Genomic DNA, 23189 nt, shown 5'->3' with positions numbered 1-23189 from the left:
CCATCATAGCTCGATGCGAACGCCGTTCGTTTATGGAACACTGTTCGTTATGGATGTGGACCAGGACGTGGAGCAGGGCGTGGACGTGGCGGAGACGAACGCGGACGTGACGGTGGTCGGGGCCGGACCGGTGGGCCTCGTGCTCGCCGCGGAACTGGCGCTCTGCGGCGTACGGGTGCAGGTGCTCGAACGGCTGACCGAGCCGGAGGCGGGGATGAAGGCGGGCGGGATCAACGTGCCGACGGCCGAGGCGCTCGACCGCCGAGGCCTGCTGCCGGCCGCCGAACGGGTGCAGCGGGACCTGCTGGAGCGGTTCGGGCCCCTCGTCCGCACCCCCGAGGACCGCCAAGGCGACCGGCCGGCGCGCGAATCGCGCTTCACCGGGCACTTCGCCGGGATGGTCCTCGACCCCGCCCTGGTCGACTGGTCCGACCCCGACCTCGCCGCCCACACCGCCGTCGACGGAGCGCGGATGGTGCCGCAGCGCGAACTGGAGGAACTGCTCGCCGCCCACGTCGCGCGGCTCGGCGTACCGGTGCGCCGCGGGGTGGAGGTCACCGGGCTCCGGGACACCGGCGACGGCGTGCTCGTCGACACCACCGCCGGCCCGCTGCGCACCGGCTGGCTGGTCGGCTGCGACGGCGGACGCAGCACCGTGCGCCGCCTCGCGGGCATCGGCTTCCCCGGCACCGACCCCGAACTCACCGGGCGCATGGCCGTCGCCGACATCGCCGAACCGCACAAACTCGCCGACGGATGGACCTGGACGACCGGCGGGGCCTACCGCTGCGGGCCGCAGCCCGGCCGGGTGGTCACCGTCGAGTTCGACGGCGCCCCCGCCGACCGCTCGACACCCGTCACCCTCGACGAGGTGCAGGCCAGCCTGCGCCGGGTCTCGGGCACCGACGTCACCCTGACCGCGCTGCGCGCCCCCGCGAGCCGCTGGAGCGACAACGCCCGCCAGGCCGCGGCCTACCGCGCCGGCCGGGTGCTGCTGGCCGGCGACGCCGCGCACGTGCACTCGCCGTTCGGCGGCCAGGGGCTCAACCTCGGCGTCGGCGACGCGATGAACCTCGGCTGGAAGCTCGGCGCAGTGGTCGCCGGGTGGGCGCCCGAAGGACTGCTCGACACCTACGACGCCGAACGCCGCCCCCTCGGCGCCTGGGTGCTGGACTGGACCCGGGCCCAGACCGGGGTGCTGCGCGGGGACGCCAAGACGGCCGCGCTGCGCGAGGTCCTCGCCGACCTGCTGGCCACCCGGGACGGCGCGACCCACGCGGTCAAGAAGATCTCCGGCGTCACCCAGCGCCTCGACCTGCCCGGCGACCACCCGCTGACCGGCCGCGCCGCCCCCGACCTGCCGCTCGCCGACGGCTCCCGCCTGGCCGACCACGGCCACGACGGCGGCTTCCTGCTCCTCGACCGCACCCCGGACGGCGCCTTCGCCCGCCTCGCCGCGCCCTGGGGCGGGCGGGTGCGCGCCGTGACCGACGCCGGCCGGGCGACCCCGGCGGGGGTGCTGGTCCGCCCGGACGGCGTGGTCGCGTGGGCCTGCGACAGTGCCGACACCGCCGGCCTCGAAGACGCGCTGCGCTGCTGGGCCGGTGCGCCCTCATCCCTGTACCAGCCGGCAGGCTGACCCCCCGGCCCGCCCGTCGGCCTCAGCCCGCCCGTCGGCCTCAGCCGGCCCGTCGGCCTCGGCCCGCCCGTCGGCCTCAGCCGGCGCCCGGCCGGACGGCCTGTGGCCCGGCGCCGTCGAGCGCGGCGAGCAGGCGGGCGCGGACGTCGGCGGCGGCCTCGCGGGTTACCTGGTCCGCGCTCTCCAGCTGCGGGGCGATCAGTTCCACGGCCGCGGCCAGGAGCGGGAGGGGCACCTCCACGGTCCGCAGGTGGAGGAGCTGCGACGCCGCCCGCTCACCGGGTGTGGCGGTGGTGGGGGCGCTGGGAATCAGGGCGGTGATGCCTCGGGGAAGCTGACTGCCGGTCACCCGTCCATTCTCCCGCGTCCGGACCGTGGTGATCACCACGGCTGTCCGTCGGAGGAGGTTTCCCCCGGGCGGCCCGAGGCGGAAGGATGGCCGTCATGAGTGCGATCATCAGCTTGGACCTGGCCGGTTTCGTCCCGCGAGAGGACGAGGACGGCGCCGGGAGCGCGGACCGGGTGTGGGACGACGAGCGGGGAGTCGTCCTGTCCGTCCACGACTTCGCGATCGTCCCGGACCTGGTGGCCCCGCTCGACGCGGGCGAGCGGCTGCTGCGCGAACTGGCCCGCTACACCGCGCGGAGCGGGGCCGCCCTGATCGAGGCCGAGGTGCGCGAACTGGGCGGCGTGCCGGGACTGTGGCAGCTCATCAAGATCCCCAGGCCGTCCGGCCCCGGGCAGATCTTCGTCGGAGCATGGACGGTGCCGCGCGACCGGTGCAGCGTCGTCCTGAAGGTGCAGGCCGCCGAGGGAGCGGTCAGCGGCATGCGGGAGGCGGTCGTCGCCGACCGGGTCGGCTTCGACACCTACTTCCGCCCCCACCCCTACGACCCGCAACTGAGCGCCCCGCACCCGTACCACGTCGCCGACCTCCCCGAATGGGACGCCCACTTCCCCACCCACCCGCTGACCCTGGTACGGCAGACCCTCGCCCGGGTCGGCGCGACCGCCGTCCTGGACGACCGCTTCCGTGCCCTGCCCCCCTTCACCGGCCCCGCACCCGACGGCACGGCCCCGGCCGAGGCACCGCGCCGCCGGTGGTGGCAGAAGCGCTGACCGGACGTCGGCCCCGTCAGCCCTGTCGGCCCCGTCGGCCCCGTGGTGCCCGGCCGGGCCGGGGGCAACAGTCGCACCCGGTTACCGCGTTGGCTGGGCAGTGGGCAGTGGGCAGTGGGCAGTGGGCAGTGGGCAGTGGGCAGTGGGCGGCGGGCCAGTACACGGACGCGCAGGGCCCGGGATCGACGGGGGAGCCGTCGCCGGGCAGCGTGCGCCGGCACCAGCCACACCGGACGGCGGCCGGCACGCCGGCCATGGGCACGCCGTCCACCGGAGGGTCGTCCACGGGCACGCCATCCAGCAGCTGCCGGCTGCGCCACAGGCTCAGCCCGGTGTCGGCGCGGACGGCCTTGAGCGCTTCCGCGCCGCCGGGGGAGGGGGTGGGCAGCAGGACGGTGAACTGCGGGTCCTCCACGGGATCCTCCCCGTCGGGTCGGCGCCGTGTCCGCCGCTCGCCGCCGGTCAAGCCTCCCGGCGGGACGGCGGCCATCGGTTCTCGCGGCCCGTCCCCTGACCGGCCGGGGGCGACGGCACCCGGCCGGGCCGCCGGTCCCACCGCGTCAATCCCGAGCGATCCGAAGGAGCGGACCCATACGCGTCGTCGGCAAGACGGGCGTCCTGGTGGCCACCTACCGCCGCCGCTCCGGCGCCTGACGACCCGCCGGAGCCGCGCGGTCCGCGCAGCCCGCGCAGGGAGTCGGCCCGTCCGACTTTCCGTGCGGCGGCCAGTGGGCCCGGTTACACGGGGGCGGCGTGCGCGCAGTCCGCGCAGCCCGTCCGGTGGGCGGCGAGCACGGCCTCGATCCGGGCCCGCGTCCGCTCCAGCCGGGCGGCTCCGTCGGTCGTCGCGTAGCCGGCCAGGCTGTCCAGGACGATCCGTTCGCCGCCCTCCGTCGTGAGGGCCAGGGTGGTCGAGGGGGCGGCGGACCCGGCGCGGGCCGGCTCGACCGAGGCGATGTCGCACCAGGGGATCCGCCGGGTGCGTTCCAGCGAGCGGTTGGTGATCCCACCGTCGTCGACGACCACCCCCAGCCGCGGCGACCGGTAGATCATCACCACCGAGGGCACCCCGATCGCCACACCGAGGATCCTGGCGCCCCACGCCCCGATGGTGAGCTCGACGACCGCGAGGAGGAGGAAGACCGCCCCGACCACGGTCAGGATGACACGCTGCCAGAAGCCGGTGGGGATGCGGATCACAGAGCCGGGGCCATCAGTCACCTCGCGATGCTGGCACCGGCGCCGCCCGGCCGTCAACCGTCGCACCATCAACCGTCATACCGTCCTACCGTCATGCCGTCATGCCGTCATGCCGTCACATCGTGCGGACGCCGACCGGCCCGTCCCGCGGCGTACGACAGGCGCCGCACGCCTGACGACCCGCCGGGCCCGCGCACAGGAAGTCGGCCCGTCCGACTTCCCGCGCGCGGACCCGGGCGGGCCGGCCGGAACCCGGACCGGGGGAGTGGCGTTCGGGTGGGAGAACGCCGCGTCCCCGGCTCGGGAAGGAACCGTGTGACCACCATGTGCGCAGCCCCGTCCGACCACGCCCCGCAGGGGCTGCTCGGATGAGGCGGGAACCGGTCACCGCCGAGACGGTCGCCCGCTGCCGGGAGGCGGCGCGCACCGACCCGGCCACGGGGCTGCCCGCGCTGGCACGGGCGCTGCGGGGCCTGGCGGTCCGCCCCGGAGTCCGCCCCGGGCGGGCCGTCCGCCTCATGGAGGAGGCCGCCGACATCTACCGCGCCTTGGTCGCCGACGGCGCGGTCGAACACCTGGGCCCCGCCTCCTCCGCCGTGTCCTCCCTCGCCCACGCGTACTCCCGCACCGGCGCCCACGACCTCGCCCTCGCCGCCCGGTACGAGGCGTCCGACCTGGCCCGGCGCGCCGAGGAGGCCCGGCCGGTGGCGGACCTCGGCTGGGCCGCCGTCCTGCGCGCCGAGCTCTCCCACGCCCTCGCCGAGGCAGGACGGTTCGACGAGGCCGTGGACGCCGCCCGCGCGGTGGCCGACCGCTCCCGGGCCGTGACCGGGGAAGGCGGAAGCGACCTGATGTGGCGGCTGCTCGACCTCACGGTGCTGCTCCGCCTCGCCGGCCGCGCCGAGGAAGCCATGGCCGTCGAACACGCGGCCCTCGAAGGCGAGTTCCTTGAAGGCGAGTTCCTCGAACGGGAGGCCTTCGCCCGCCGGCGCGGCGGGCAGGCGCGGCGCGCCCCCAGCCCCGTCACGGCCCTGCGGACGGCCGGTGCCGCGCTGTGGTTCGACGACCTCGGCCACCCCGCGCGGGTCCACCCCCTGCTCGCGGAGGCCGCACGGGCCGCCGAGAACCTGCCCGCCCGGGGGGAGAGCGGCGACTTCGGTTTCCACGAAGCCGTCCGGGCCGCGCTGTTCGCCCGTTCCGGGGGACGGGACGAGCAGGCGGCGGCCGACTCGCCGGAACCGCTCGGCGTCGACCCGGGCCAACGCCTCCAGCCGCTGCTGGGTGTGAGCATCCACCACTGGTCGTTCGGCCCACGCACCTCCTTCGAGGCGGGACTGGGCGCCCTCGTCGGGGCCGTCGAGGCCATCACCGGCAGGTCCGAGCGCACCGCCGCCGCGCGCACGCCGCTGCCGCAGGACCGTGACCTGCTCGCCGCCCTCGGCACCCTCACCCGGCGGTGCGACCTGCGCCGCGCCGTCCTGGGCGAGCGCCCGCACGCCTACACCCGCACCACGATCCCCCGGCTGCGGCGCAGCGTCGACATCGAACGGCGCCTCCACGCGACGGACCCCGCGGCCGGTACCCGTCGCCTGGTCAGGGCCCTCACCGACCTGGCCATGGCAGAGCTCGTCGACAACGACAACGCCGCCGCGGCCGGCACCCTGCACGAGGCCCACGCGCTCTCCGTGACCGCCCCGGACGTCCTCCCGCAGCGGAGTCCGGCGGAGCACGTGGCCGAGGGCCGGGGCCGTCAGACGCCGAGGCTCGACCACGCCGCCCCCGTGTAACCGGGCCCACTGGCCGGCGCACGGAAAGTCGGACGGGCCGACTTCCTGCGCGGGCTGCGCGGACCGCGCGGCTCCGGCGGGTCGTCAGGCGCCGGAGCGGCTGCGCCTCGCCCAGCCGGGCGTCCGCCGCGTCGAGGGTGGGGGAGGGCTCGCCCGCCAACTCCCAGTAGCCGGATGGCGGGCGGGCGGTTCGCGCCGGCGGTGGGAGCGCGAGTGCGCCGCGACGAAGCAGTCGAGCGCCGTTCCCCCCGACGGCGGGCGGTGCCCCGCGGCGAGGGCCGGGGCGGCCGGCGCGTACGCCTCGCGCAGACCGTCGCAGAGCAACTCCGGCCTGGCGATGGCCGGTCGGTGCACGGCCGGGCACCCGGTCGTCCGCCGCACGGGTCAGTTCGTGCTTCCGGTCGGCGCCGGCGCCAGCGGGGGCCGGGTGGACCGGGAGGTCCGGAGGTGGCCGGGGCAGTGGACGGGTTCCTGGCCGCCGCACGGACGCACGGACGCACGGCACGCCGGTGCGGCTGGTCGACATGCCGCAGGGCGTCCACGGCTTCGACCGCGACGAGCCGACCGAGGGGGCCCGTGCCGTCCGCGGGCATGAGGCGATCGCGGCTTCGTCCCGGGTGTTCTGCCCTGCCGATCGGCAGGGCAGAACACCCGGGAGAGCAGGACTTTTATGCCGATCGGCACATGTGCGGGAGGGGGCGCGACGGCCACTCTTGGGGCATCGAGACGGCGGCCGCCCGGGCCGCCGGGAGGAGGGAAGCCCACCATGTTCCGCATCCGTACCAGTGCCCGCGTCAGCGTCCGTGCCGCCCGGGGTGCCGCCGCTGCCGGGCTGGCCCTCGCGGCGCTCACGGCGCTCACGGGGATCGCCCCGGCCTCGGCCACCGACACCTCCGGTACCTCCGGCCCTTCCGCACAGCAGGACGGGCGTCCGGGGCGTCCGGCGAGCGTCAGCGGCACCGCCCGGATCTCGTACGCCTTCTCCCCGAACGATGAGATCTGGTTCACCGTCGACGCCCAGGCGGTCCCGTACACCCACCGCTTCCCGGGCACCAAGGCGGCCGAGGGGCTGCCCACCGACGCCCGGGGCTCGGTCCGCTACTCCCACCGCGACAGCAGCACGGGGAAGACCTACAGCGCCGAGGCGGAGGTGGACTGCCTGAGCACCGGCGGCCCGGTCGCCACGCTGACGGCCGTCGTCACCAGGTCGGACGTGGGCAACGTCGGCGAGCGAATAGGCCTGAGCGTCTACCAGGGCGGTGGGCGCGAAGGCGGCCGGCTCGGGTTCTCCTGGGGCGTGGGCAACCTGGACGTGGGCGCCGACGGCAAGCTGTACCAGCCGGTGGTCGGCACCTGCATGGCGCCGGCCCCGTTCGCCCCGGTCCTGCGGGGCGGCTTCACCGTCCACCACACCGAGCTGGAGGTGCCGAAGACGGCCGGCCAGTAGGGGGCGCGGCCTGCCCCGCCCTGCCGTTCCCCGCCCTGCCCGGCCAGCCTGCTCGGTGCGCCGCCGACGCGCCGTCCGGCACGGTCTCGTCTCGGGCCTGTCCGCTCGGTGCGCCCGGTGCGCCGCCGTGCCGTCGTCGGGGCGCATCCTGGCCCGGGCGCGGCGGGGGCCGCCGTGCGACGGTGAATGCAGGACCGGATGCGGGACCGGACACAGGACCGCGGCTCCGGGCGGGTGTGCCGTCACCGTGTGCCGTCATCGGTGTGACGGGCCCGGTCGGCCGCGAGTCCGCGCGGTCATCGGAGGATGCACCATGCGCGCGAGGGACAGGACACCGGGAGAGCCGGACGATGGGCACGGCGCCGAGCCCGAGCCCGCGGCCGGGCCCGGAGCGGAACGCCCGGAGTCGGCCGGCCGGGCGGGTGGGAGGGCGCCCGGGCGGGCGGGCGGGCGGCGGGCCCGGCGGGCGGCCGAGTGGGGGCAGGCCAGGTACTCCGGCTCCTGGGCCGAGAACCTGTGGCGCCGGCTGGACGCGGTGGACTTCCTCAGCCAGGCCATGGTGCTGGCCGCCACGCTGCTGCTGTGCGCGGTCCCGTTCCTGCTCGTCGTGTCCGCCCTGGCCGGGCGGTCGGCGGTGGCCGGGCTGACGCAGCGGCTGGGGCTGAGCCCGCAGGCGGCCGCCGACATCGGGCACCTGTTCGCCTCCTCCGCGACGACCTCGTCGGCGGTCACCGGCCTGTCGTGGGTCTTCTTCGTCCTGGGCGGCCTGGCCACCGCCGTCTCGATCCAGCAGCTGTACCAGCGGGTGTTCCAGCTGCCCGGGCAGCCCTGGGACCGGCTGCGGGCGCTGGTCTGGCTGGCCCTGGTGGTGGGCTGGATCGCCCTGGGCACCGTCGCGAGGCGCCGGTTCCACGCGAACCTGCCGGTGCTGTGGTGGATCACCACCGTCGTCGCGTGCGTCGGCTTCTGGTGGTTCACCATGTGGTTCCTGCTGGCCGGGCGGGTCGCCTGGCGCCGGCTGGTGCCGTGCGCGGTCGCCACCGCCGCGTTCTGGACCGGCATGCTGGTCGTCTTCCACTTCACCTTCTCCGACATGGTCGTCGGCAACGAGGACGAGTACGGGCCGATCGGGGTGGTCTTCTCCCTGATGTCGTTCTTCATCGCGATCGGCGTGGTGATCATCCTGGGCGCGTCCACGGGCATGATGTGGCGCGACCGAGGCATGTCCTTCAGGGCGGCGCTCCGGAGGCTGAGCCGGCCACGCGGGGCGCGGTAGCCCCCGGCCCTCAGCCCTCAGCCCTCAGCTCACCCCTTGCTCCCGGCTTCCCCTCCCGCCCCTCCCCTCCCCTCCGTCTGCCTCCGGGCGCTTATAGTCGGCCTTTGCATTAGTCTGCGCATGCAAGTACTGTCGTGTGCAAGCAAGGCTGCGCAAAGGCGTGGGGGGAGACGCCGAGCGGCTCACCACACCGCACGAAAGGGAGCTCCTAATGAGCCTCCACCACCTGCTTCCCGGCCGGCTCGGCTTCGGTACCGCTCCGCTCGGCAACATGTTCCGCGCGATCCCCGACGTCGAGGCCCTCGCCACCGTCGAGGCCGCCTGGGACCACGGGATCCGCTACTACGACACCGCCCCCTTCTACGGGGCCGGCCTCGCCGAGGAGCGTCTGGGCGAGGTGCTCTCCGCCAAGCCCCGCGACTCCTACGTGCTGTCCACCAAGGTCGGCCGGGTCGTCCTCGACGAGCACGAGACCGCCGCCCGCGAACTCGGCGAGAAGGGCGGCCTGTTCGAGCACGGCAACCCGAACAGGATGATCCACGAGTGGACCGCCGAGGCCACCGAGCGCTCCGTCGAGGACAGCCTCAAACGGCTGGGCACCGACCGCCTGGACATCGTCTGGGTCCACGACATCGCCCAGGACTTCCACGGCGACGCGTGGCTGCAGAAGTTCGAGGAGGCCCGCACCGGCGCCTTCCGCGTCCTGTCCCGGCTGCGCGAGGAGGGCGTCATCAAGGCCTGGGGCCTGGGCGTCAACAAGACCGAGCCGATCGAGCTGACCCTGGCCCTGGACGAGCCGCGCCCCGACGGCTTCCTGCTCGCCGGCCGCTACACCCTCCTCGACCACGAGCACGCCCTGCAGCGCCTGCTGCCGACGGCCCGGGAGCAGGGCGTCGACATGGTCGTCGGCGGCCCCTACAGCTCCGGCGTCCTCGCCGGCGGCGCCCACTTCGAGTACCAGCAGGCCCCGGCGCACATCGTCGAGCGGGTCGGCAGGATCAAGGCCCTGGCCGCGCGGCACGGCGTCTCCACCAAGGCCGCCGCGCTGCAGTTCTCCCTCGCCCACCCGGCCGCCGTCGCGGTCGTCCCCGGCGCCACCCGTCCGAGCCGGATCGCCGAGGACACCGCCGCGCTGAACGAGGCCGTCCCGGCCGCGTTCTGGCAGGATCTGCGCGCGGCCGGCCTGGTCAGCCCGGCCGCCCCGCTCCCCGACGGCGCCTGAGCACCGCCCCGCCCTCACCCGCGGAAGAACCCGGGAGACCGGGCGCGACTACGGCTACGCCATCCTCCGGGCCCCGTTCCCGGTGGCGGGCTACGTCTCCACCCTGCGGGTCCACACCGTCCCCGGCCGCGGCGGCGTCGCCGAGGTCCAGTGGTCCGGCCGCGTCAACCCCGAGGGCGCCACTGAGCAGGAGGTCGTCGACTTGTTCACCGGCATCTACGCCGACGGCCTCGACGCCCTGCACGAGACGCTGTCCGCCTGACGGCGCGGACTGCGGCCGCAGGGGCCCCGCTACCCGCCTCCCGTGCGGGCGGTGACCAGGCCGGACTCGTAGGCGGCGATGACCGCCTGGGCGCGGTCCCGGACGTCGAGCTTGCCGAAGATGCTGGTGATGTAGTTCTTCACCGTCGACAGGCTGATGTCCAGGGCCTGGGCGATCTCGGTGTTGTCGAGGCCGGTGGCCATCAGCCGCCACACCTCGACCTCCCGGGGCGTCAGCCCGCCGGTGTCGGTGACCGGCGGCGGGGCGCCGAGCGGGGCCCGGACGTAGGTGGAGATCAGCCGGGTGAGCAGGCGCGGGGCGACCACCGCCTCGCCGGCGTGGACGGTGCGGATCGCCGCGCCCAGTTCCTCGGGCGAGACGTCCTTGGGCAGGAACCCGTGGGCGCCGGCGCGCAGCGCGGCCACCACGTACTCGTCCATGTCGAAGGTGCTGAGGGCGAGGACCCGGCAGGAGGGGAGGGCGCGGGCCAGCTCCAGGGTCGCGTCGACCCCGTCGAGCACGGGCATCCGGATGTCCATCACCACGACGTCGGGGCGCAGCAGGCGGGCGGCGGTGACGGCCTGCTCCCCGTTCTCGGCCTCGCCCACCACCTCGATGGACGGGTCGGGGGAGAGGATCAGGGACAGGCCGCGCCGCACCAGCGGCTGGTCGTCCGCGATGAGGACCCGGATGCCCGGTGCCACCCCGCCCGCCGGGCCACCGTCGTTCCGGCTGTACGCGCTCACCGGGCCGCCGCCGTTCCGTGCTGGACGGCCGCGTCGGCCGTCTCCTCCGGGGCCAGCGGCAGGTCGGCCAGGACGGCGAAGCCGCCCTCCGGGCGCGGTCCGGTCCGCAGGGTGCCGCCGTGCAGGGCGACGCGCTCGCGCATGCCGATCAGGCCGTACCCGCTGCGGCCGCCGGCCGGCGCCGCCTCCTGCGGCGCGGTGGCGCCCGTGCCCGCCGTACCCCCGTCGTCGCGCACCTCGACGGTGACCCGGTCCGGACCGTACGTCAGGGTGACGGCCGCGCGGGCGGGCCCGGCGTGCTTGCGGGCGTTGGTGAGGCCCTCCTGGACGATCCGGAACACGGTGAGGCCGACGGTGGGCGGCAGCGGGCGGCGGGGCCCGTGGACGCCGAAGTCGGTCGGCAGGCCGGCCACCCGGGACTCGTCCACCAGCCGCCCGAGGTCCTCGGCCCCGGGCTGGGGCGAGGGCGGGGCGGTGTCCGGTTCGTCGCCGACCCGCAGGACGTCCAGGAGCTGGCGCATCTCCCGCAGGGCCAGTCGCCCGGAGGACTCCAGGGTGACCAGGGCCTCCCGGACCACCTCCGGGTGGGCGAGGTTGGCCCGGGCGCCGCCGGCCATCAGCTGCATGGTGGTGATGTGGTGCGCCACGATGTCGTGCAACTCCCGTGCGATGCGCCGGCGTTCGTCGGCCACCGCGCGGTCGGCCAGCAGTGTGCGGTTGGCCGCCACCTCCCGCTGCCAGCGCGCCACGGCGAGCCCGGCGCCGGCCACGAGCAGGGCGGAGACGGGGGCGCTGACGGCCGCCTGCCAGGCGGGCATCCGCAGGTGGCTCTGGCTCAGCAGGGTCAGCACCGACGTCACCGCCGAGGCCGCCGCCGTCTCCGGGACGGTGCGGGCCCTGGCCACCGAGTACAGGGCGACCACCAGCGCGGCGCCGAAGTGGGGGCTCGCCGGCGCGGACAGGTCGGCCGCCGACTGGAGCGCCAGGACGCCGGCCAGCGTCGCGACCGGGCGGCTGCGCCGGGCGAGCAGCGGCAGGGCCGACAGCGTGACCAGGAGGAAGCCCGTCAGGCTCGCCCCGTGGTCACCGGCCTCCCCGGTGAACACCAGGTAGCCGAGCAGGTCGATGGTGCAGGCGCCGACGGCCAGCAGCGCGTCGGCGCGCGTCCACGGCGCACCCTCGGCGTCCGCCGGGTCCTCCGGGGCCGTCGCCTCCGCCCCGAGTGCCGCGTCCGCCACGGGATGCTGACGCCCGCCCATGTCCGTTCCCCTCTGTGCCCGGCTCCGCGCCGCGCCCCACCGATGAGCCCGGATGAGCCCCGATGAGCCCCGATCAGGCCCCGATCAACCGTCATCGGCCCTGAACAGGCCTGATGACTCCATTCTGGCATCGGCCCGCCCCGCCCCGGCATGGTCCCCGCGGCCGATCGCAGCGGCCCGGACCAGGACCACGGTCCCGGGTCCGGGCCCCGGCCGAGGAGCAGGGGCCCCGGTGCGGATCGTCCGTCGCAGGGACGTCCGCGGCCCACCCCGGGTGATGGTCTGGAACCCGGCCGGGAACCCCCGGTCCGGAACCCGGCCGGGAACCCCCGGAGCCGAGACCGACCTTGCGGACGCTCGCGTCCACCGCCGGAGGAAACGTGATCCGCGCACTGACCGGATACTCCACCAGGAACCCGTGGAAGGTGATCGCCCTCTGGGTGGTCCTGGGGATGTCCCTGGCCGTGCTGAGCCCGATGCTGCTCTCCCGCGTCACCCAGTCCCAGAGCGGGGACTTCCTGCCCAGGAGCTACGACTCGGCCGCCGCGCTGCGGATCGCCGAGGAGAACTTCGGGATGAGGCCCGACGCCACCACGGTCACGGTGCTGGTCGCCAGGACCGACGGCCAGGCGCTCACCGCCGCCGACCAGCAGCGGGTCGAGGCCGAGGCGGCGAAGCTCGCCCAGCGCCGGGTGGCCATGCCCAGGAAGGACGACGCGCCGGCCTTCCTCGTCCCCGACCGGTCCCAGACCCCCCGGGTCGCCCCGGCCATGGTGGCGCCCGACCGGAGCTTCGAACTGCTCTCCGTCGAACTGACCGGCAGCGCCGCGGACGAGGGCGTCCAGGGCGTCTACCGGACGTTCCGGGACGCCACCCGGGTCCAGTTCGCCGAGGCCGGGATGCGCACCGGGTTCACCGGGGGACTGGCCGACGCCGTGGACACCGCCGACTCCCACCACACCGCCGCGACGGTCGGCAACGCGCTCGTCATGGGGCTGATCGTCCTGCTCAACGTGCTGGTGTTCCGCAGCGTGGCGGCGGCCCTGCTGCCGCTGCTCGCCGTCGCCGTGATCGGCGGCGCGGCCGGCGGAGCCGTGGCCGTCGCCGCGACGCTGACCGGCCTCAAGCTCGACGCCGGCACCCCCGGGCTGGTCTCCGTCGTCCTGCTCGGCATCGGCGTCGACTACCTGCTCTTCCTGCTCTTCCGCTTCCGCGAACACCTGCGGGCCCGGCCCGAGCAGCCCGCCCGCGAGGCCGCCGCCCAGGTGACCGCCCGGGTCGGCACCGCGATCACCTCGGCCGCGCTGACCATCGTCGCCGCCTTCGCCACCCTGGGCGTGGCCAGCTTCGGCCAGTTCCGCTCGCTCGGCCCGGCCATCGCCGTCGCCGTCCTGGTCATGCTGCTGGGCAGCCTCACCCTGATGCCCGCCCTGCTCGCCGCCTGCGGCCGCGGCATGTTCTGGCCCTCCCGCAGCCTGCGCCGCCAGCCGCGCGAGGGCTTCGCCGCCCGCTTCGGCGCGCTCGTCGCCCGCCGGCCGCTGCCGATGCTGCTCGCCGCCGTCGCCCTGCTCGGCGCCCTGGCCGCCGGGATGACCGGGATCCGGATGGACTACGGCCGGGGCGGCGCCGACGACCGGACCCCGGCCGCCGCCACCGCCGCCGAGATCTCCCGCACCCTGCCGGCCGGCGTCTCCGACCCGACGAGCGTCTACGTCGTCACCACGGACGGCACCACCCTCACCCCCGGCCGGCTCGACGGCCTCTCCCACGCCCTCGCCCAGGTCGACGGCGTCGGCAAGACGGGCGCCACCGTCCTCGACGGGGACCGGCGCGCCGCCCGGATCGACCTCTACCTGACCGCCGACCCGCAGAGTCAGCGGGCCCGCGACCTGGCCTCCGGCCCGGTCCGTGCCGCAGTCGCCGCCCACACGCCCGCCGGGACCAGCGCCCACGTGGGCGGCACGGCGGCGATCTTCGCCGACATCTCCACCGCCGTCGACCACGACCTGGCGATCGTCTTCCCGGTCGCGGCCGCCCTGATCGCCCTGATCCTGCTGCTGCTCCTGCGCAGCCTGCTCGCCCCGCTGGTCCTGATGCTCTCGGTCGGGCTCGGCTTCGCCGCCACCCTCGGCGCCGCGACCCTGCTGTTCCAGCACGGGCTGGGCGAACCGGGCGTCAGCTTCACCCTCCCGCTGGTGCTGTTCCTGTTCGTCGTGGCACTGGGCACCGACTACAACATCCTGATCACCGACCGGATCCGCGAGGAGATGCACCGCCCCGGCCCGCCCCGCGCCGCCGTCGCCCGCGCCGTGCGGCACACCATGCCCGCCGTCGCCACGGCCGGCCTGGTCCTCGCCGGGTCCTTCGCGACGCTCGCCGCCACCCCGGGCAGCGAACAGGTCGCCTTCGCGCTGACGCTCGGCATCCTGCTCTCCGCCGTCGTCCTGTCCCTGGTCCTGGTGCCCGCCGTCGCCGCCCTGCTCGGCCGCGCCCTCTGGTGGCCGCTCCGCCCGGCCCGCCACCACCACCGGGCCGAACCGACGGCCCCGGAGCCGTACCGCGTCCCGGTGCCCTGACCCGGCGAACGGGGGGCGGGCCCGGCGCCCGCCCCGCCGCCGGGGCGGCCGAACCCGCCCCGGCGGCCTGGCAGTTCAGCCCACGGCCGTTTCAGTCCATGGCCGTTCAGGCGACGGCGCGCTTGACCAGGTCGGCGATGCGCTCCTCCACGTCCGCCGTGATCTCGGCCAGCGCGAAGTAGGTCGGCCACATCGGGCCCTCGTCCAGCCGCGCCTGGTCGCTGAAACCCAGCATGGCGTAGCGGGACTTGAACTTCTCGGCGCTCTGGAAGAAGCAGACGACCTTGCCGTCCAGCGCGTAGGCGGGCATCCCGTACCAGAGCTTGGGTTCGAGAACCGGGGCGGCGGCGGTCACCACGGCGTGCACCCGCTCCGCCGGCACCCGGTCGCCGTCCTGCATCTCGGCGATCTTCGCCAGTACGTCCCGCAGCGCCTCGGCGGCCTTCTCCTCCTTGGAGGCCTTGCGCGCGGCGGCCTTCAACTCCTGCGCGTGGTCCTTCATCGCGGCCCGCTCCTCGGCGGAGAAGCCCTCGTGTCTGGTGCCCGTGCTGCCGGTCATGGTCCGCCCCTGTCGTCCTGAGTCCCGATCGGCCCCGGCCTGCGCGGCCGGCCCCGATCGCCGTGGTCACATCGTGCCCCACCCGCCCCACGCGCCGCTTCCGTATCGACCACGGAAGCACCACGGATCACGGACCCGGGGTCACGAACTCCGCACCCCGCACCCCGGATCACTGACCCCGGATCATGGACCCCGACTCCGGGGCGGATAGCCTCGCCCGATGACAGCCACCCTGAACGACGCCGTCCGCGCCCTGCTCGACGCGCCCATTCCCGCCGTCCTCGCCACCCTCAACCCGGACGGCGGCCCGCAGACCTCGGTGGTCTGGGTCGGCCGCGACGGGGACGACGTGCTCCTGTCCACCGCCGCGGGCCGCCGCAAGGAACGCAACCTGCACCGCGACCCCCGCGCCAGCCTCACCGTGTACGACCCCGCCGACCCGCTGCGCTACGTCGAGATCCGCGGCCTCGCCACCGTCACCGAGGACGCCGGCCGCGCCTTCGCGGCCGCCCTCGCCGAGCAGTACGAGGGCCCCGGCGCCGGCCAGGAGTACCTCGACCTGCCCCCCGAGGTCACCCGCGTCGTCGTCCGGATCACCCCCACCCGCGTGATCGGCACCGCGGCGGCCTGACCCCCCCGCCACCGGAGGCACCGTCACCACCCCGCCCGCCGTGCACCGCCAGCCCCCGGTCAGGCGACCAGGGCGGCGCGGGTGGTGCGGTAGCGGCCCGGGGTGGTGCCGAACTGGCGGGCGAAGGCGTGCGAGAGCGCGTACGGGCTGGCGTAGCCGACCTTGCGGGCGACGGCCTCCAGCGGGTCGGCGGTGCTGCGCAGCAGGCCCGCGGCCCGGGTCATCCGCCACCAGGTGAGGTAGGCCATCGGGGGTCGACCGGTGAGGGCGGTGAAGCGGCGGGTGAGGGTGGCGCGGGAGACTCCGGCGCGGGCGGCCAGGGTCTCGGCCGTCCAGGGGTGGGCCGGGTCCTCGTGGACGGCGGCGAGGGCGGTGGCCACCACCGGGTCGGTCAGGGCGGCGCCCCAGCCGTCGGCGCCGCGCCGGGTGGTCCAGGCCCGGACCAGGTAGACCAGCAGCAGGTCGATCAGTCCGGGTACGGCGAGTTCGCCGCCGGGGCGTTCGGCGGCCAGTTCGGCGCTCAACAGGTCGACGGCGGCGCGCAGTTCGGGATGCTCGCCGGTCCGGGTGGGCAGGTGGACGACCTGGGGCAGCTCGCGCATGAGCGGGTGGCCGAGCCCGTGGTCGAGGCGGTACTTGCCGCACAGCAGGTCGGCCGTGCCCGAGGCGCCCACGTCCACGGCCGCGTCGACGGCGGCGGCCGGGCGCCGGTGCGCGCCGAGCAGGGCGTCGAGGTCGGGCAGGCGCGCCGCCCGGGAGGCCGTCAGCTCCCCGTCGGACAGGGCGTGTCCGCTGCCGTGCGGCAGCAGCACCGCGTCGCCGACCGTCAGGCGCAGCGGTTCGCCGCCGTCGGCGAGCAGCCAGCAGCCGCCGGCGAGCACCACGTGGAAGCCGGCGCCCGCGTAGGAGGGGATCCGGGCGCCCCAACGCCCCGTCACCCGCAGCCGGTTGGAGGAGGGCCGGCCCGCCCGTACGGCGGCGATCGCGTCGCTGACCACGTCCATCCGGCCATCGTAGCCTTCCGGTACGACGACGCCGGAGCGCTGCCGCCGTACCGGGCCCAACGCCGCGGGTGAGCCGTTCGCGTATCCAGACGAGCTGTCGGCGCATTGGACGGCTCACTTCCGCCTCCTACGATCAAGGAGCGGACAGCGAAGCGACGGACGAGCGAGTGGGAGGACGAACCGTGGAGCGGATCGTGCTGGGGGACGTGGAGATCATCCGGGTCGTGGAGTACCAGGGGCCGTTCGTGCCGGCCGAGAGGATCGTGCCCGGCCTGGCGGAGTCGGCCTGGACCGGCGCCGGCGCCGACGGCGCCCCGGCCCTGGCGCCCGAGCACTACGACCCGGACTCCGGCGCCTACATCGGGGCGCTGCAGACCTGGGTGGTGCGCAGCGGCGGCCGGACGGTACTGGTGGACACCGGCGTGGGCAACGGCCGCGAGCGGCCCTCGACCCCGATGTTCCACCGCCGCGAGGGGCGCTTCCCGGAGCTGCTGGCGGCGGCGGGGGTGCGGCCGGAGGAGGTGGACGTGGTGGTCAACACCCACCTGCACGCCGACCACGTGGGGTGGAACACCACGGAGCGGGACGGCGGTTGGGTGCCGATGTTCCCGAACGCGGAGTACCACCTGCCGGCGGCGGACCGGGCCTTCTTCGACCCGGCCGCCGAGCACCCGGCCCGCGACGGCGGCGCGGTGGACCCGCAGCGCTGGGCGGAGTGGGACCTGGTCTTCGAGGACAGCGTGGCCCCGGTGCTGGCGGCCGGGCAGGCGGTGGAGTGGTCGGGCTCGCTGCGCCTGGACTCGGCGCTGGTGCTGGAGGAGGCGCCGGGCCACACCCCGGGCTCGTCGGTGCTGCGGGTCGACTCCGGCGGTGAACGGGCGGTGTTCGTGGGGGACTTGATGCACTCGCCGGTCCAGCTGGCGCACCCCTCGTGCAGCAGCTGCTTCTGCCTGGACCAGGCGCAGGCGGCGGCGAGCCGGCTGCGGATCCTGGAACGGGCGGCGGCGGAGCGGGAGTTGGTGATCCCGGCGCACTTCGCGGGGGCGGGGGCGGCACGGGTCAGCCGGCGGGGCGCGGGGTTCGCCGCCGACTGGGTGCGGTGAGGAAGCTCCGCCCCGCCCCTCCCGCGCCGGGAGGAGGCGGGGCGGGGCGGGGGCCGGCTATGACGACCGGGGGCCGAGTGCGCTCAGTCCAGGCGCAGATAGGAGGCGCTGAACACCGGTGCCACGGTGACCAGGCCGTCGGCGCCCGTCACGCTTCGATCGCGCGGGCCAGCTGCGGTGGGGGGAATCCGGTGACGAGGTGGTTGGCGACGGCGACGGCCAGGGCGCGCAACTCGATGACGTCCACTCCGTCCCGTGCCACTGAAGATTCCGAACTGCATGGTTTCCTCCGGATGACGGGTGGTTCGGTGGCTCTCGATCGGTAGGAGTCCGCCGCGCGGCCGGGATGACGGTGCGTCCACGGGACGTGGTGGTCCCGCGCACCGGGGCCGCGGTTCGGGGCCGCGGCCCGGGCGCGGGCGTGCCTCAGGCGCGGACCAGCGGGGTGTCGACCAGGTGCTCGGCCAGGAACCACGCCTGCCGTTCGCCGGCCCGGATCACCTGGGAGACCAGCAGGTCGTTGGTGCCGTCGTCACCGAGCTCCGCGGTCCGGGCGGCGGCGTCGTGGGCGTCGATGAGGATGGTCTCGTGGGCCGCCAGCAGCCGGGACAGCATGGCGGGCACCTCCTCCACCCCGTCCGGGGGCCGCGGGATCGAGGTGATCTCGGCGACGTGCCGGGGGTCGCCCACCGCCACGCCGCCCAGCGACTGGACGCGTTCGGCGATGGTGTCGATGATCTCGAGCTGTTCGCCCGCGTGCTTGTCCAGGACCAGGTGCAGCTGGTAGAAGGTCGCGCCGCGCATCAGCCAGTGGTGCTTCTTGTAGAGGCCGTAGAGGATCTGGGTGTCCGCGAGGGCCCTGTTCAGGCGCTGGCAGGAGTACATCCGCGCCTCGAAGGACAGGGCGACCGGGAACTGCTTGACGGTCCCGAACTCCTGGATCACCTCGCCCTTCTGGTGCAGCCAGGGCTGGCTGCTGTGGCTGTGGCTGCTGCCGTGGGCGGACGGGGGGTTGGCGGTCATGACGGCCTCCTGGGGTGCCGGGTCGTGCGTACTGCGGCGACGCTAGGCGCCCGGTCGGGGCACCGCTTGACCCGCAGTGCATGCGCCGCTGCCCGCCAGCGCACGGGGGCCGCCGCCCGTACCGGGTGTTCGCTCTCGGTCAAGTCCCCGTGCACGGGCGGACTCGGGCCGCTCCCCGGCAGCCCTAGCGTCGCGGGGACCGGCCGCGCCCCGAGCGCCGGCACAACGGCGCCGGCACCACGAGGAGAGGTATGAGGACCAACGAACGGACGCCCCCGGGCGCCGGGCGCCGCCGCACCATGGTGGGCCGCAACCCCGGCGAGCCGCACCGGTCCGCCACCGCGCTGGAGCTGTTCCTCGACCGCCCCTGAGGATGTGCGGCACCGCGTCGACCGGCCGGCGGCCCGTGGCGACGAGGTGGCCGGCGGCCTCCCGGTGCAGGGCCTTGCGGGCCGACGGCGGGATGTCGACGTAGACGGCCTGGCGCAGCAGGTCGTGCCGGAAGACCAGCTCCTCGCCGTCGTCGTCCAGGAGCCCGGCGCGCACCGCCTCCTCCAGCGCCGGGACCAGCGCGGCGGGCGGCCGGCCGGACAGCGCGGCCGCGTCGTGGAAGCCGAACCTGCGTCCCAGCACGGCCCCCATCTGCAGGAAGCGCAGGGTGTCGGGCCGCAGGGACCCGAGCCTGCCGCGCACGCCCACCACGAGCGTGGCGGGCACCGGGTCGCCCGGGGCCCCGGCGCCGCCCAGTCCGGCGAGCATCTCGACCGCGAGGAACGGGTTCCCCCCGGCGCCGTCGAGCAGCTCCCGCACCCGCTCGTCGACGGCCGGCCCCAGGGTGTCGTCGGCCAGTCGGCCGATGGCGGCGCCGGACAGCGGCCCCAGGGGCACGGTGACCGTCGGGAGCTCGCCGGCCGCGGCCGCGACGATCTCCTCGGCCGGCCCGGCGGGGTCCGGCCGTCCGGCCAGCAGCCACAGGACCGGCGAGGTCCGCAGGCGTACGGGCAGCTGCTGCAGGGCGAACCGGCTCAGCGGGTCGGCCCACTGCACGTCGTCCAGGGCGATCAGCACCGGTGTGCGGCCGGCTCGGTCCTCGATCGCCTCCGCGAGGCGCTCCACCAGCCAGATCCGCTGGTCCTGGTTCCGGGCGAGAGCGGCGAAGGCGTCGCCGGACAGCAGCGGCCGGTCGCCGTGCAGGACGCTGGTCGCCAACGAGGACAGCGGCACGACGTGGTGCAGCTCGTCGGCCTTGCCGAGGCCGACCGAGAATCCCGCCGTCCTGGCCCGGGAGACGGCCTCGGTGAGCAGCGTGGTCTTGCCGATGCCCGGTTCCCCCCGGAGCAGGGCCAGGGCGCCGCTCCCGGTGCGGGCCACCGAGGTGATCAGCGCCCGGAGTCCTTCGAGTTCGGCTTCCCGCCCCCGCAGACCGCAACGGGTCAGCGGTTCGCCAGGCCCCGCCACTTCTGCCCCTTCCCGCAGTGGACCGACGGTGAGCGTACGGTCCCGTCGGCGGGGAACCGCACGGGGCGGGGGCGTGGTCCCACAGGTCGCGGTTCCCGGTGGGAACACCGTGCGTGGCCGCCCCGCCCAGGTCAAGCCTCCCTCTTCGGGCGGTTTCGCACCCCCGCGCGGCGGTGCGCCGGGACGCTTCCCCTCCTGACGCTTCCAGGCAAGAAGCGATGCGCTGGGGGACAACAGGCGGCGGGACGTCCGTCCTAGCGTGACGACATCCAGTGCCGCGCATCCGCCGCGTCAGCCACTCCGGACGAAGGAACGACACCATGCCGTACATCACCGTGGGCCAGGAGAACTCCACCCCCATCGACCTCTACTACGAGGACCACGGCACCGGGCAGCCGGTCGTCCTGATCCACGGTTTCCCGCTGGACGGGCACTCCTGGGAGCGGCAGAGCGCCGTGCTGCTCGACGCCGGCTACCGGGTGATCACCTATGACCGCCGGGGCTTCGGCCAGTCGTCCCAGCCGACGACCGGCTACGACTACGACACCTTCGCGGCCGACCTGAACACGGTGCTGGAGACCCTGGACCTGCGGGACGCGGTGCTGGTCGGCTTCTCGATGGGCACCGGCGAGGTCGCCCGCTACGTGTCCGCCTACGGCTCGGCCCGGATCGCCAAGGTCGCGTTCCTGGCCTCGCTGGAGCCCTGCCTGCTGAAGAGCGACGACAACCCGGACGGGGTCGCGCCGAAGGAGTTCTTCGACGGCATCGTCGCGGCGGTGAAGGCGGACCGCTACGCGTACTACACCGAGTTCTACAAGGACTTCTACAACCTGGACGAGAACCTGGGCACCCGGATCAGCGAGGAGGCCGTCCGCAACAGCTGGAGCGTCGCGGCGGGCGGCGGCTTCTTCGCCGCGGCGGCCGCGCCGTCCACCTGGTACACCGACTTCCGGGCCGACATCCCGGCCGTCGACGTGCCGGCCCTGATCCTGCACGGAACGGGCGACCGCATCCTGCCCGTCGACAACACCGCCCGGCCGTTCCACAAGGCCCTGCCCGCCGCCGACTACGTGGAGATCGAGGGCGCCCCGCACGGCCTGCTGTGGACCCACGCGGAGGAGGTCAACACGGCGCTCCTCGCCTTCCTGGCGAAGTGACCTCCCGGCCGCGGCCCCGCCCGCCGGGCCCGCGGACCGAGGCCCCGGGCGGCCGCTGACCGGCTGCCCGGGGCCTCCCCGCGCCTCAGCCCACTTTTTGCTCGCCCAAGCAAGTTCTTGCTTGGGCGAGCAAAACGCTCTACAGTTTTGCTCAGGCAAGCAAGAAACTGCTTGAGCGAGCAAGGAGGCGTGGGGATGGGGCGGACGTTCACCGAATCGGGGCGCCGGGCGCAGATCGTCCGGGCCGCCATCGAGGTGGTCGCCGAACTGGGGTACGCGAAGGCCTCGTTCAGCCGGATCGCGAAGCAGGCCGGGCTGAGCAGCACCGGGATGATCTCGTACCACTTCGCCGGCAAGGACGACCTGATGCACGAGGTCGTCGCCGAGGTGACCAGGGTGACCGGCGCGTTCATGGCGCCCAGGGTGGGCGCGGCCGAGGGCGCGCGCGCCCGGCTGCGGGTGTTCATCGAGTCCAACATCGAGCTGCTCGCGCTCTGGCCCGGGCACCTGAAGGCGCTGATCGAGGTGCTGCCCAACCTCGGCGGGGACGACCCGGCGACGGTCGGCTACCAGGCCTCCATGCAGGCGCTGATGGAGGGCCAGGAGCAGGCGGTCCGCGCGGCGCAGGAGGCGGGCGAGTTCCGGGAGTTCGACGCCCGGCTGATGCTCGTCGCGCTGCGCGGGGCGATCGACGCCGTGGTGATGCGCTGGGTGGGCGACCCGGACTTCGACGTCGCCGAGGCCGGCCGCGAGCTGGCCGACATCTTCGACCGGGCGACCCGGGCCGAATCGTAGCGGGGCCGCCCGGCGGCGGCGGGGCGCACAGGACAGGGGAGAGGCAGTCATGCGAGGGGCGAGTGTGATGGGGGAGACCATGGGCGAGCAGGCCGGGCGGGTCGCGGGACAGGACACCGGGCGGGAGAGCGGTCAGGAGAACGGTCAGGAGAGCGGTCTCGACACCGGGCCGCAGGGCGGGGCCGCGCCGGGCGAGCGGCAGAAGGCCCGCGCCGCCAAGCGGGCGCTGGTGAAGTCGCTGGTCTTCGAACTGGCGCTGCCGCTCGGCGGGTTCTACCTGCTGCACGGCCTGGGGATGAGCCAGTGGGCGGCGCTGCTGATCAGCGGTCTGCTGCTGGTGCCGTGGCTGGTGCTGGGGATGGTGCGCAGCCGCCGGATCGAGGCGATGCCGGCCTTCACCCTGCTGATGGTCGCCGTCGGCGCGCTGATGTCGATGGTCAGCGGCAGCCCCCGGGTGCTGCTGGTGCGCGACAGCTGGGTGTTCGGCGCGCTCGGGATCTGGGTGCTGGGCACCCTGGCGACGCGGCGCCCGTTCATGCTGACCGCGGCGCGCTCGATCGTCGCCGCCAAGGTCGGTGAGGCGGGAGCCGCGGAGTGGGTGGGGCGCTGGGACCACGACGCGGTCTTCCGCCGCCACCTGCGCCTGCTCACCGCCGTGTGGGGCCTCGGGTTCGCCGTGGACGCCGGGATCCGGGTCACGCTGGCCTGCACCCTGCCGGTGGACCTGGTGCCGCTGGTGAACTCGCTGCAGTGGCTGGCCGTGCTGGGCGGGCTGTTCGGCTTCCACTACTGGTACGTCAGCCGCCACGGCCTGAAGGTCTGACACCACGGCGGCCACGATCGCCACGACCGCCACGGCACCCCCCGCTACGGGGGTACGGGGGGCTGGACGGGGGCGGGGACGGCGGGAGGCGGCGCGCGGATTC

The 23189-nt window shown here is 75.2% G+C and carries 21 protein-coding genes; 13 read left to right on the top strand and 8 right to left on the bottom strand.

Annotation, left to right across the window (positions count from 1 at the left end; translation table 11 throughout):
- The first annotated feature begins 49 nt into the window (after positions 1–49).
- Positions 50–1639, top strand: a complete 1590-nt coding sequence (locus IE332_RS38980) for an FAD-dependent monooxygenase (protein ID WP_189926276.1) — start codon at positions 50–52, stop codon at positions 1637–1639.
- A gap of 76 nt (positions 1640–1715) precedes the next feature.
- Here the strand turns inward: IE332_RS38980 and IE332_RS38975 are convergent, their stop codons facing one another.
- On the bottom strand, positions 1716–1988 hold the full coding sequence (locus tag IE332_RS38975; protein ID WP_189926274.1) for a hypothetical protein: 273 nt from the start codon (positions 1986–1988) through the stop codon (positions 1716–1718).
- Positions 1989–2083: 95 nt separating this feature from the next.
- Here IE332_RS38975 and IE332_RS38970 point away from each other — a divergent pair, with 95 nt between their 5' ends.
- On the top strand, positions 2084–2758 hold the full coding sequence (locus tag IE332_RS38970; RefSeq protein WP_189926273.1) for a hypothetical protein: 675 nt from the start codon (positions 2084–2086) through the stop codon (positions 2756–2758).
- A gap of 738 nt (positions 2759–3496) precedes the next feature.
- On the opposite strand, the gene IE332_RS38965 is transcribed toward IE332_RS38970, so the two are convergent.
- Positions 3497–3979: a PH domain-containing protein gene (locus tag IE332_RS38965; protein ID WP_189926271.1), complete on the bottom strand. Its 483-nt coding sequence runs from the start codon at positions 3977–3979 to the stop codon at positions 3497–3499.
- A 347-nt stretch (positions 3980–4326) separates the two neighbouring features.
- Here IE332_RS38965 and IE332_RS38960 point away from each other — a divergent pair, with 347 nt between their 5' ends.
- The 5 genes from IE332_RS38960 (at position 4327) to IE332_RS38940 (ending at position 9952) form a co-directional block, all read left to right on the top strand.
- The gene (locus IE332_RS38960; protein ID WP_189926268.1) at positions 4327–5745 is read left to right on the top strand and encodes a hypothetical protein; all 1419 of its coding nucleotides are present in this window, start codon (positions 4327–4329) and stop codon (positions 5743–5745) included.
- Between the two features lie 766 nt (positions 5746–6511).
- On the top strand, positions 6512–7192 hold the full coding sequence (locus IE332_RS38955; RefSeq protein ID WP_229929276.1) for a hypothetical protein: 681 nt from the start codon (positions 6512–6514) through the stop codon (positions 7190–7192).
- A gap of 313 nt (positions 7193–7505) precedes the next feature.
- Positions 7506–8468, top strand: coding sequence for a YhjD/YihY/BrkB family envelope integrity protein (locus IE332_RS38950; RefSeq protein ID WP_189926265.1), 963 nt, complete (start codon positions 7506–7508; stop codon positions 8466–8468).
- A gap of 211 nt (positions 8469–8679) precedes the next feature.
- Positions 8680–9690 carry an aldo/keto reductase gene (locus IE332_RS38945; protein WP_189926262.1) on the top strand — a complete coding sequence of 337 codons (1011 nt, stop codon included), beginning with the start codon at positions 8680–8682 and terminating at the stop codon, positions 9688–9690.
- Entirely contained in the window at positions 9635–9952 is a 318-nt protein-coding gene (locus IE332_RS38940; protein ID WP_189926316.1) for an SRPBCC family protein, read from the top strand. Before IE332_RS38945 ends, IE332_RS38940 begins: the two co-directional genes overlap by 56 nt.
- A 29-nt stretch (positions 9953–9981) precedes the next feature.
- On the opposite strand, the gene IE332_RS38935 is transcribed toward IE332_RS38940, so the two are convergent.
- Together IE332_RS38935 and IE332_RS38930 are read right to left on the bottom strand one after the other, a co-directional pair.
- Positions 9982–10698 carry a response regulator transcription factor gene (locus IE332_RS38935; RefSeq protein ID WP_229929275.1) on the bottom strand — a complete coding sequence of 239 codons (717 nt, stop codon included), beginning with the start codon at positions 10696–10698 and terminating at the stop codon, positions 9982–9984.
- Positions 10695–11957, bottom strand: coding sequence for a sensor histidine kinase (locus tag IE332_RS38930; protein WP_189926260.1), 1263 nt, complete (start codon positions 11955–11957; stop codon positions 10695–10697). The genes IE332_RS38935 and IE332_RS38930 overlap by 4 nt, the downstream gene beginning before the upstream one ends.
- Positions 11958–12337: 380 nt before the next feature.
- On the opposite strand from IE332_RS38930, the gene IE332_RS38925 reads away from it, so the two are divergent.
- Positions 12338–14533, top strand: a complete 2196-nt coding sequence (locus tag IE332_RS38925; protein WP_189926258.1) for an MMPL family transporter — start codon at positions 12338–12340, stop codon at positions 14531–14533.
- Between the two features lie 106 nt (positions 14534–14639).
- Here the strand turns inward: IE332_RS38925 and IE332_RS38920 are convergent, their stop codons facing one another.
- Complete coding sequence (locus tag IE332_RS38920; protein WP_189926256.1) at positions 14640–15092, bottom strand: iron chaperone; 453 nt, start codon at positions 15090–15092, stop codon at positions 14640–14642.
- Positions 15093–15312: 220 nt separating this feature from the next.
- On the opposite strand from IE332_RS38920, the gene IE332_RS38915 reads away from it, so the two are divergent.
- On the top strand, positions 15313–15723 hold the full coding sequence (locus IE332_RS38915) for a PPOX class F420-dependent oxidoreductase (RefSeq protein WP_189926254.1): 411 nt from the start codon (positions 15313–15315) through the stop codon (positions 15721–15723).
- A 59-nt stretch (positions 15724–15782) separates the two neighbouring features.
- On the opposite strand, the gene IE332_RS38910 is transcribed toward IE332_RS38915, so the two are convergent.
- Positions 15783–16727, bottom strand: coding sequence for an AraC family transcriptional regulator (locus IE332_RS38910; RefSeq protein WP_189926252.1), 945 nt, complete (start codon positions 16725–16727; stop codon positions 15783–15785).
- A 182-nt stretch (positions 16728–16909) separates the two neighbouring features.
- Between IE332_RS38910 and IE332_RS38905 the strand changes: the two genes are divergently transcribed.
- Positions 16910–17830, top strand: a complete 921-nt coding sequence (locus IE332_RS38905; protein WP_229929274.1) for an MBL fold metallo-hydrolase — start codon at positions 16910–16912, stop codon at positions 17828–17830.
- Positions 17831–18256: 426 nt separating this feature from the next.
- Here the strand turns inward: IE332_RS38905 and IE332_RS38895 are convergent, their stop codons facing one another.
- Positions 18257–18853 carry a Dps family protein gene (locus tag IE332_RS38895; RefSeq protein ID WP_189926247.1) on the bottom strand — a complete coding sequence of 199 codons (597 nt, stop codon included), beginning with the start codon at positions 18851–18853 and terminating at the stop codon, positions 18257–18259.
- Between the two features lie 42 nt (positions 18854–18895).
- The gene (locus IE332_RS38890; protein ID WP_229929273.1) at positions 18896–20311 is read right to left on the bottom strand and encodes an ATP-binding protein; all 1416 of its coding nucleotides are present in this window, start codon (positions 20309–20311) and stop codon (positions 18896–18898) included.
- Between the two features lie 320 nt (positions 20312–20631).
- Between IE332_RS38890 and IE332_RS38885 the strand changes: the two genes are divergently transcribed.
- The 3 genes from IE332_RS38885 to IE332_RS38875 all read left to right on the top strand — a co-directional run bounded on the left by IE332_RS38885 (position 20632) and on the right by IE332_RS38875 (position 23086).
- Complete coding sequence (locus IE332_RS38885; RefSeq protein WP_189926245.1) at positions 20632–21468, top strand: alpha/beta fold hydrolase; 837 nt, start codon at positions 20632–20634, stop codon at positions 21466–21468.
- 195 nt (positions 21469–21663) lie between these two features.
- Positions 21664–22263, top strand: a complete 600-nt coding sequence (locus tag IE332_RS38880) for a TetR/AcrR family transcriptional regulator (RefSeq protein ID WP_189926243.1) — start codon at positions 21664–21666, stop codon at positions 22261–22263.
- Between the two features lie 49 nt (positions 22264–22312).
- Positions 22313–23086 (top strand): VC0807 family protein, encoded by a 774-nt coding sequence (locus IE332_RS38875; protein WP_189926241.1) that lies wholly within the window; start codon positions 22313–22315, stop codon positions 23084–23086.
- Positions 23087–23189: the final 103 nt, after the last annotated feature.

Origin of the sequence: Kitasatospora xanthocidica, from assembly GCF_014656195.1 — a bacterium.
Taxonomy (GTDB): Bacteria; Actinomycetota; Actinomycetes; order Streptomycetales; family Streptomycetaceae; genus Kitasatospora; species Kitasatospora xanthocidica.
The sequence above is the reverse complement of the archived record's forward strand: the minus strand, read 5'-3'. Positions and strand labels throughout refer to the sequence as shown.

Bases quoted from the DNA above. Each gene is read 5' to 3' on its own strand.
- IE332_RS38970 (WP_189926273.1), top strand. From the start codon at position 2,084: ATGAGTGCGATCATCAGCTTGGACCTGGCCGGTTTCGTCCCGCGAGAG.
- IE332_RS38930 (WP_189926260.1), bottom strand. From the start codon at position 11,957: ATGGGCGGGCGTCAGCATCCCGTGGCGGACGCGGCACTCGGGGCGGAG.
- IE332_RS38915 (WP_189926254.1), top strand. From the start codon at position 15,313: ATGACAGCCACCCTGAACGACGCCGTCCGCGCCCTGCTCGACGCGCCC.
- IE332_RS38945 (WP_189926262.1), top strand. From the start codon at position 8,680: ATGAGCCTCCACCACCTGCTTCCCGGCCGGCTCGGCTTCGGTACCGCT.
- IE332_RS38955 (WP_229929276.1), top strand. From the start codon at position 6,512: ATGTTCCGCATCCGTACCAGTGCCCGCGTCAGCGTCCGTGCCGCCCGG.
- IE332_RS38885 (WP_189926245.1), top strand. From the start codon at position 20,632: ATGCCGTACATCACCGTGGGCCAGGAGAACTCCACCCCCATCGACCTC.
- IE332_RS38880 (WP_189926243.1), top strand. From the start codon at position 21,664: ATGGGGCGGACGTTCACCGAATCGGGGCGCCGGGCGCAGATCGTCCGG.
- IE332_RS38895 (WP_189926247.1), bottom strand. From the start codon at position 18,853: ATGACCGCCAACCCCCCGTCCGCCCACGGCAGCAGCCACAGCCACAGC.
- IE332_RS38910 (WP_189926252.1), bottom strand. From the start codon at position 16,727: ATGGACGTGGTCAGCGACGCGATCGCCGCCGTACGGGCGGGCCGGCCC.
- IE332_RS38920 (WP_189926256.1), bottom strand. From the start codon at position 15,092: ATGACCGGCAGCACGGGCACCAGACACGAGGGCTTCTCCGCCGAGGAG.
- IE332_RS38960 (WP_189926268.1), top strand. From the start codon at position 4,327: ATGAGGCGGGAACCGGTCACCGCCGAGACGGTCGCCCGCTGCCGGGAG.
- IE332_RS38875 (WP_189926241.1), top strand. From the start codon at position 22,313: ATGCGAGGGGCGAGTGTGATGGGGGAGACCATGGGCGAGCAGGCCGGG.
- IE332_RS38950 (WP_189926265.1), top strand. From the start codon at position 7,506: ATGCGCGCGAGGGACAGGACACCGGGAGAGCCGGACGATGGGCACGGC.
- IE332_RS38980 (WP_189926276.1), top strand. From the start codon at position 50: ATGGATGTGGACCAGGACGTGGAGCAGGGCGTGGACGTGGCGGAGACG.